General features: G+C 72.6%; 9 protein-coding genes and 2 pseudogenes. 6 read left to right on the top strand and 5 right to left on the bottom strand.

The features are described 5' to 3' along the window. Positions 1-341 (bottom strand): annotated as a pseudogene (locus tag E1265_RS31405) (hypothetical protein); the annotation flags it as partial. Positions 342-402: 61 nt separating this feature from the next. Here E1265_RS31405 and E1265_RS31400 point away from each other — a divergent pair. Further along, the gene (locus E1265_RS31400; RefSeq protein ID WP_243741246.1) at positions 403-753 is read left to right on the top strand and encodes a hypothetical protein; all 351 of its coding nucleotides are present in this window, start codon (positions 403-405) and stop codon (positions 751-753) included. On the opposite strand, the gene E1265_RS31395 is transcribed toward E1265_RS31400, so the two are convergent. Continuing rightward, positions 739-1,356, bottom strand: a complete 618-nt coding sequence (locus tag E1265_RS31395; protein WP_132934368.1) for a helix-turn-helix transcriptional regulator — start codon at positions 1,354-1,356, stop codon at positions 739-741. The genes E1265_RS31400 and E1265_RS31395 overlap by 15 nt on opposite strands. Before the next feature lie 97 nt (positions 1,357-1,453). On the opposite strand from E1265_RS31395, the gene E1265_RS31390 reads away from it, so the two are divergent. The 4 genes and pseudogenes from E1265_RS31390 to E1265_RS39910 all read left to right on the top strand — a co-directional run. Next, on the top strand, positions 1,454-2,443 hold the full coding sequence (locus E1265_RS31390) for an NAD(P)/FAD-dependent oxidoreductase (protein ID WP_132934365.1): 990 nt from the start codon (positions 1,454-1,456) through the stop codon (positions 2,441-2,443). Further along, positions 2,440-3,069 carry a class I SAM-dependent methyltransferase gene (locus tag E1265_RS31385; protein WP_243741245.1) on the top strand — a complete coding sequence of 210 codons (630 nt, stop codon included), beginning with the start codon at positions 2,440-2,442 and terminating at the stop codon, positions 3,067-3,069. Before E1265_RS31390 ends, E1265_RS31385 begins: the two co-directional genes overlap by 4 nt. Before the next feature lie 205 nt (positions 3,070-3,274). Continuing rightward, positions 3,275-3,538 carry a hypothetical protein gene (locus tag E1265_RS40850; protein WP_165953943.1) on the top strand — a complete coding sequence of 88 codons (264 nt, stop codon included), beginning with the start codon at positions 3,275-3,277 and terminating at the stop codon, positions 3,536-3,538. 116 nt (positions 3,539-3,654) lie between these two features. Further along, positions 3,655-4,026, top strand: a pseudogene (locus E1265_RS39910) (MmcQ/YjbR family DNA-binding protein); the annotation flags it as partial. Between the two features lie 188 nt (positions 4,027-4,214). On the opposite strand, the gene E1265_RS31370 reads toward E1265_RS39910, so the two are convergent. Then, entirely contained in the window at positions 4,215-4,424 is a 210-nt protein-coding gene (locus E1265_RS31370; RefSeq protein WP_132934363.1) for a hypothetical protein, read from the bottom strand. A 271-nt stretch (positions 4,425-4,695) separates the two neighbouring features. Between E1265_RS31370 and E1265_RS31365 the strand changes: the two genes are divergently transcribed. Then, positions 4,696-5,178: a hypothetical protein gene (locus E1265_RS31365; RefSeq protein WP_132934362.1), complete on the top strand. Its 483-nt coding sequence runs from the start codon at positions 4,696-4,698 to the stop codon at positions 5,176-5,178. A 16-nt stretch (positions 5,179-5,194) separates the two neighbouring features. Here the strand turns inward: E1265_RS31365 and E1265_RS31360 are convergent, their stop codons facing one another. Beyond that, positions 5,195-5,932 (bottom strand): alpha/beta fold hydrolase, encoded by a 738-nt coding sequence (locus tag E1265_RS31360; protein WP_132934361.1) that lies wholly within the window; start codon positions 5,930-5,932, stop codon positions 5,195-5,197. 60 nt (positions 5,933-5,992) lie between these two features. Beyond that, positions 5,993-6,658 (bottom strand): SDR family oxidoreductase, encoded by a 666-nt coding sequence (locus tag E1265_RS31355; protein ID WP_132934360.1) that lies wholly within the window; start codon positions 6,656-6,658, stop codon positions 5,993-5,995. Between the last annotated feature and the right edge of the window lie 71 nt (positions 6,659-6,729).

The following is a 6,729-nucleotide window of genomic DNA, read 5'->3' as shown; positions in this document are numbered from 1 at the left end:
ATGATGGCGGCTAGGCCGGCGATCGTGGCTAGGCCGGCGAGGCGGCCGGTCAGGTCGGCCATCTCGACGGTGGCCGTCAGGGTGCGTGTCTCGTGCCCTTCGCCGGGGTCCGGCGCGCCGATGGTGTGGCCCGTGTCGAAGGCGACCGTGGGCGCCGGCACGTCGGCCAGGCGAAAGGACGTCACCGGGCGGGCGCCGGCGGGGCGCGGTGGGGTGAGCGTCAGGCGCTGACCCGCGTCGGCGTACGGCACCTCGGCGAACAGCGAGCGCAGTTGGTCGAGGAAGCTCCGCGACTCGGGGGTCTCGGGGAGCAGGAACGATATCTCCGACAGGTGGTCCACGCGCCGGACCGTAGCCGGATTCGGCCGGCACGCGCCAGTGCGGGAAGGCAGGATGGGAGCCATGTCCAAATGTTCCACGGGTTCGTGTCTCTCCCTCTGGTCGCAGGACTCGGTGCTGTCCATCGGCTCGGTGGGGTCCGTGCTCTCCGTCGGGTCAGTCGGCTCGGCGCTCTCGGTCGGGTCGGTCGGCAGCACCCTGTCCGTGGGCTCGATCGGGTCCGCGCTCTCGGTGGTCTCGGCCGGCTCCTGGCTGAGCGTCGGGTCGCTGCTCTCGGCGCAGTCCCGCTGGTCGGTGCTGTCCTGGCGGTCCGTCGGCGGCTTCCTGAGCGCGGGCGCGGTGGCGGGCGCCGCGCTGGTGGTGCTCGCCAGGACGCGGCTGGGGGAGGCGAGGGAGCGATCAGTCCGGCCGTGAGTCGGCCGCCCCGCGACCGCCCCGGGCGCGGACGTGCATGCGCTCGCCCTGGGGACCGAAGATGCTGAGGAACTCCACGGGCTGCTCACCCGCGTTGTAGAAGCCGTGCGGGATGCGGGTGTCGAACTCGGCGGCCTCGCCCGCCGCGATGATCAGCTCGTGCTCGCCGAGCAGCAGCCGCAGCCGGCCGGAGAGGACGTAGAACCACTCGTAGCCCTCGTGCGTGCGCTGCTCGGTGCCGCACTCCTCGCCCTCCTTCCGCCCCGGCATGATCTGCTTGTACGCCTGGAGGCCGCCCAGGTTGCGGGTGAGCGGCACGAAGATCTGGCCGTGCCGCGTGAAGGGGCGGGGGCGGATGCGGGGATCGCCCGTCTCGGGGGCACCGACCAGCTCGTCGAGCGGCACCCGGTAGGCCCTGGCCAGCGGCAGCAGCAGCTCGAGCGTCGGCTTGCGCTGCCCGGACTCCAGGCGCGAGAGGGTGCTGACCGAGATCCCGGTGGTCTCGCTGAGCTGGGCGAGCGTGCCGCCGTGTGCCAGGCGCAGCGCCCGCAGCCGGCCGCCCACCCCGCTCAGCACCGTGGCCAGCTCGTCGTCGTCCGTCATGCTCTTCATTTGCCGGTACGGCAAACGATTTTGTCAAGCCGGCAGTGGCGGGCCGACCATTTCCAGTGTGCCGAGAAGGTGATGGAGGTACCGGAACATGGCAGAAGACAACGGCGCGCCGCGCTACGAGGTGGTCGTGGTCGGCGGCGGCGCCGCCGGACTGAGCGGGGCCCTGGTGCTGGCCAGGGCGCGGCGCTCGGTGCTGGTGATCGACGAGGGGCGGCCGCGGAACGCGCCGGCGGACGGCGTCCACGGCTACCTGGGCCTGGAGGGCACCCCGCCGGCCGAGCTGCTGGCGCGCGGGCGCGCCGAGGCGACCGGCTACGGCGCCCGCTTCACCGAGGGCCGGGTGGTGACCGCCGAGCGCGGCCAGGACGGCTTCCGGCTCGGCCTCGCGGACGGCTCCGCGGTCCTGGCCGACCGGCTGCTGGTGGCCACCGGCCTGGTGGACAAGCTGCCGGAGGTCGCCGGCCTGGCCGAGCGCTTCGGGCGCGACGTCCTGCACTGCCCCTACTGCCACGGCTGGGAGGTGCGCGACCAGCCCATCGGCGTGCTGGGCACCGGCGAGCACGCCGAGCACCTGGCGCTGCTGTGGCGCCAGTGGAGCGTGGACGTGACGCTGTTCACCCACACCGCGCCCGACCTCGGCGAGGAGCGGCGGGAGCGGCTCGCGGCCCGCGGCGTGACCGTGGTGACCGGCCGGGTGGCCGGGCTCCGGGTGGCTGACGACCGGCTCGCGGGCGTCGACCTCGCCGACGGCCGGACGGTGCCGGTCGCGGCCCTGGCGGTCGCGCCGTTCTTCGCCGCAAGGAGCGACCTGCTCGCCGCGCTTGGTCTGGCGCCGGTGGAGCAGGAGATGGGCGGCCAGGTGGTCGGCAGCCGGGTGCCGGCCGACCCGACCGGGGCGACCGAGGTGCCGGGGGTGTGGGTGGCTGGCAACGTCACCCAGCTCGCCGAGCAGGTCGTCGGCGCGGCGGCCGCCGGCGTCCGGGCGGCCGCGGCCATCAACGCCGACCTGATCGCCGAGGAGACCAGCCGGGCCGTCGCCGAGGCCCGCGCCGCGCGGGAAGGGAAGGTGACCGCGTGAACGAGGAACACGAGGCGATCTGGGAGGAGATGTACCGGTCGGCCGAGCGGAGGTTCAGCGGCAACCCCAACGCCGACCTGGTCGCCGAGGTCTCGGCGCTGACCCCCGGCCGCGTCCTCGACCTGGGCTGCGGCGAGGGCGGCGACGCACTCTGGCTGGCCGCGCGCGGCTGGCGGGTCACGGCCGTCGACATCTCGCGCACGGCGCTCGCACGCGGCGCCGAGGACGCCCGGCGGTCCGACCTCGACGACCGGATCGACTGGCAGCACCGCGATCTCACCGCCTCGCTGCCTGACGGCCCCTTCGACCTGGTGAGCGCCCACTACCTCTACCTGCCCGACGAGATGCCGATTCGGCAGGTGCTGCGCCCGGCGGCCGAGAAGGTCGCGCCCGGCGGGGTGCTGCTGATCGGCTGGCACGGCGCCCCGCCGTCCTGGGCACCCGACCACCACCACGAGATCGGCAACCCCACGCCCGAGGAGGTGCTCGACCGGCTCGACCTGCCGGCTAAGGAGTGGCGGCTGCTGCTGGCCGACACCCGGCGGCACGGCCTGGCCTCGCCCGAGGGTCGGCTCGCCATGCGCACCGACCATGTCATCAAGCTCGGCCGGGCGACCGCCGCGTAGGGGAAGGGGGAGCGAGGGGAGCGCGTGTGACGCACCGGATGGTTTCCCGGGCCTGACGCGTGCCCCCTCGGTGTCCGTCCGGCGGCCCGCCGCGCTTCCTCGGCCCCGCGAGGCCGGGGAGCCGACGAGCACCGGCCATGAGGGTCGGTCAACTCCCGGTTCTATCTCGGTGAGCCTGGTGGGCGGCCGGGGTGAGGCCGGTGCGGTGGTGGACGAAACGGCCGAAGTCGGCGGCATCGCTGAAGCCGAGGTGGTCCGCGACCGCGCGGGCGGGCCCCTGGGCGCGGCCCAGGAGGCGGCGCGCTTCTGGCAGCCGCCGCTCGGCGACGACGTCCCGTGCGGCCGGCCGGTGCCGACCTGGGCGGCGCGGCTGAGGGTGCGCACGGAGCAGCCGAGCATCCGGGCGTGGTCCTCGACCCGACGCAGGTCCCGGAAGTGGAGGTCCATGGCGTCCAGAAAGCGCTGGTAGGCGGTCTGGGGCCGGGAACCCTGGCCCGCGGCGATGCGGCCCGGGCTGACACGCCGGTGTCGCCGAACCCGCCGGGGCAGCATCCCTCGCCCGCACCAACCAGAAGAGTGACCACCATGAACGGGCCGGAACTGCAGAAGACCGCCGCTGACCGCGCCGAGGAGCTCCCCGGGGCCACTCTGGAGCATCCCTTCGGCCCGGACTGGGAGGTCTTCAAGGTCCGCGGCAAGGTCTTCATGCTGATGACCGAGGTCCCGGGGCGTCCGGTGGTGATCCTCAAGGCGGACCCTGGCGAATCCCAGTACCTGCGTGAACACAACAGCCACATCACCCCCGGCCACCACATGAACAAGAGGCACTGGATCACCCTGGAGGGCGGGGAGAGCATCGACAGGAACCTGGTCGAGGGCCTGGTGACCGACTCCTCCCTGCTCGTCGTCGCCGGGCTTCCCAGGGCCCAGCGGCCCGTCGACCCGCAGACCTTCGGCCGGCCACGAAGACGGCGCGGTGACCGCGGCGTCACTGGATCTCGGTGGGCCAGGCCGTGGCATCACCGCCCGCCTGATCAGCGCTCTGGTCCAGCCCTCCTACGACCCGGTGGTCGACTGACTGGCCAAGCGCGGGACCCGACGAGAGCACCGGCTCGGGAGGCGGCTGTCGGCCGGACGAGCGCTGACTACTTCGGTGCCGAGCCGGTGGCGGGGTCGAGCACCCGCCACCGGCCGACCTCGCGGTAGGCCGAGTCGTAGACGGCCGACACTTCGCCGGGTTCGAGCGCGTAGTGGCGGAGGTTGCCGCCCCAGTAGCGGAGGATCCGCTCGAGCTCGCGGACGGCCTCGCCCTCGGGCGTCGCGTCCGCCAGATCGACCTCGAGTAGGAACTTCATGTGACCGTCTCCTGTCCTGGTCCGAAGGCTTGCGGCATCAATTCTTTCATTGGACAGGAGTGGGGACTTCAGACGCTTTCTGTTCGTTGTCCTGGAGCATCGACGCGCGAGAAGTCTCAAGTGGGGTCCACGTCACCCCGGCCCGCGCGGCCATTGTGTGAGGAGCGCGTAATGACACTAATTAACCGTTACGGGTGAAGTGATGGGCCGATCAGCCGTGATGTGGGGATTGTCCTGGAGGAATGACCCACGAGCACGAAGCGAGGGCAGGATGGCCATGGACCTGGAGGAGCTGGTCTCCGGGGAGAAGATGATCGTGAGCGCCCACTCGGGGGGCGTGCTGATCCCCGATTCCTTCATCAACAAGAGGCAGCACCTCAAGGCGCTGCGGGCGGACTACCAGGAGCTCGAGGGCACGCACCGGTGGGCCTTCGCGAAGTCGGGCGATGACACGTTCGTCATCGGGCATGTCAGCAGCGGGCGTTACATGGAGCCGCTGCGCAAGAGCGAGACCAGCGCGGTCTACGAGAACGTCAGGTACCAGGGGCCGATCCTGCTGGAGATCGGGCCGCTCGCCGACGCCCGGGACCAGTGGGAGCTGCGGCGGAAGGGGGACTTCTACCAGATCGGCCTCAAGGACTCCCGCTTCGTGGTGGGCCTGACCCACCCGGACCACGGCGACAGCTGGGTCACCCTCCTCGACCCGTGGTGGAGCCTGGACCGGCTCTGGCTGATCCAGGACGTGCCGAGCTGAGCCGCGCCCCGCCCGTTCAGCCCCGCTCGACCGCGGCCCAGTGCCGGCGCAACTCCTCGGCGCCCTGCCTGGGCTGCTCGAGCGGCCACCAGTGGTCCGCGTCGAGGGCGACGAAGCGGGCGCCGGTGCGGGCGGCCAGCTTCACGCCGTGCTGGGGCGCCTGGTAGCGGTCGTGGTTGCCCCAGATGACGAGTCCCGGCGGGAGTTCGGCGTTCTCCTCCGGCCACCAGTCGCCGATGTAGACGGCCGAACGGTAGAAGGCCAGACCGGCGTTGAACATGGTGGCGTCGTAGTACTCGGCGGTGACCGGCGCGTGGAACTCGGGGACGCCCGCCTCGCCGAGGCCGATGATCTGCCACTCCCGCGGGTAGCCGAGGTACTCGTCCCTGGCGGCCTCGCCCAGCGTGGTGGTCTGCCAGACCCGGGCGTTGTGGTGCCACGGCCAGTCCGGGTCGCAGGTCGAGGTGAGCGCCCAACTCCGCAGCAGCTCGGGGTTGTTCTTCAGCACGCTGTGCAGCACCATGCCGCCGACGTCGTGCGCGACCGCGTGCACGGGTCGGCGGAATCTTCGGAGCTCGCCGGTGAGCCACTCGGCGAGCTCCCAGCGGGTGCCGGTGAGGCCGCTCGGCATGTCCCGGCCGTAGCCCGGCAGGTCGAGGGCCACCGTGTCATAGCCGCGCAGGTGCTCGCGCAGCGGATCCCAGAGCCGGTGCGTATCGGGATAACCATGGACGAATACGACCTTGGTGGACATGGCTTGCCTTCCATTCCTCGATGGGGGTCGCACGGTGAGCGGTCGGCGGGCGGCCGGTGTTCAGGAGAGCTCGGCCACGGAGGCCAGCGCCTGGTCCATCGGGACGCCGCCGCCGGAGAGGTCGAACAGCCGGTGGTGGGTGGTGGGTTGGTCGACGCAGGCGATGGCCACGGCCGCCAGGTCGCCCCGGGAGATCGAGCCGCCGTCGAGGTTCCTGGCGACCGTGACGTAGCCGGTGGGCCCGCCGTCGACCAGCCACGGCGGCCTGATCACCGTCCAGACCAGACCCGAGCGGACCAGGTACTCGTCCGCCTGGCCCTTGGCCGCGGCCACCCGCCACAGGAGGAACCGCAGGGAGAGGGGGATGCGCCTGGGGTTGTCGCTGCCCATCATGGAGACCTGCACCCATCGCCTGACGCCCGCCCGCTCGGCCGCGTCGATGGCCTTGATGACGCCGTCCCGGTCCACCTTCCGCGCCTGCCGGCCGGAGACGGTGCGCCCGGCCGCCGCGTTGATGACGACCTCGCAGCCGTCGAGCGCGGCCTCGATCTCGGCGGGCGGGGACGAGGTCAGGTCGAGCAGGACGGCCTCGGCGCCGGCCGAGCGCAGCCGCGCGGCGGCGTCCTGGCCGCGCGCGGTGGCGCGCACGTCGCGGCCGTCGGCCAGCAACTGCTGGACGACGACGCTGCCGGTGCCGCCGGTGGCGCCGAAGACGGCGATCTTCATCGAACCCCCAGGGTGGGTGCGGAGCCGCGAACCCGCGTCAGCGGGCGGCGGCCGGGCGGAAGCTTGCGGTC

The organism is Streptomyces sp. 8K308 (genome assembly GCF_004348315.1).
Taxonomy (GTDB): Bacteria; Actinomycetota; Actinomycetes; order Streptomycetales; family Streptomycetaceae; genus Streptomyces.
The sequence above is the reverse complement of the archived record's forward strand: the minus strand, read 5'-3'. Positions and strand labels throughout refer to the sequence as shown.

Excerpts from the sequence above, each read along its gene's own strand:
- E1265_RS31400 (WP_243741246.1), top strand. The coding sequence starts at position 403 with ATGTCCAAATGTTCCACGGGTTCGTGTCTCTCCCTCTGGTCGCAGGAC.
- E1265_RS31395 (WP_132934368.1), bottom strand. The coding sequence starts at position 1,356 with ATGACGGACGACGACGAGCTGGCCACGGTGCTGAGCGGGGTGGGCGGC.
- E1265_RS31390 (WP_132934365.1), top strand. The coding sequence starts at position 1,454 with ATGGCAGAAGACAACGGCGCGCCGCGCTACGAGGTGGTCGTGGTCGGC.
- E1265_RS31370 (WP_132934363.1), bottom strand. The coding sequence starts at position 4,424 with ATGAAGTTCCTACTCGAGGTCGATCTGGCGGACGCGACGCCCGAGGGC.
- E1265_RS31365 (WP_132934362.1), top strand. The coding sequence starts at position 4,696 with ATGGCCATGGACCTGGAGGAGCTGGTCTCCGGGGAGAAGATGATCGTG.
- E1265_RS31360 (WP_132934361.1), bottom strand. The coding sequence starts at position 5,932 with ATGTCCACCAAGGTCGTATTCGTCCATGGTTATCCCGATACGCACCGG.
- E1265_RS31355 (WP_132934360.1), bottom strand. The coding sequence starts at position 6,658 with ATGAAGATCGCCGTCTTCGGCGCCACCGGCGGCACCGGCAGCGTCGTC.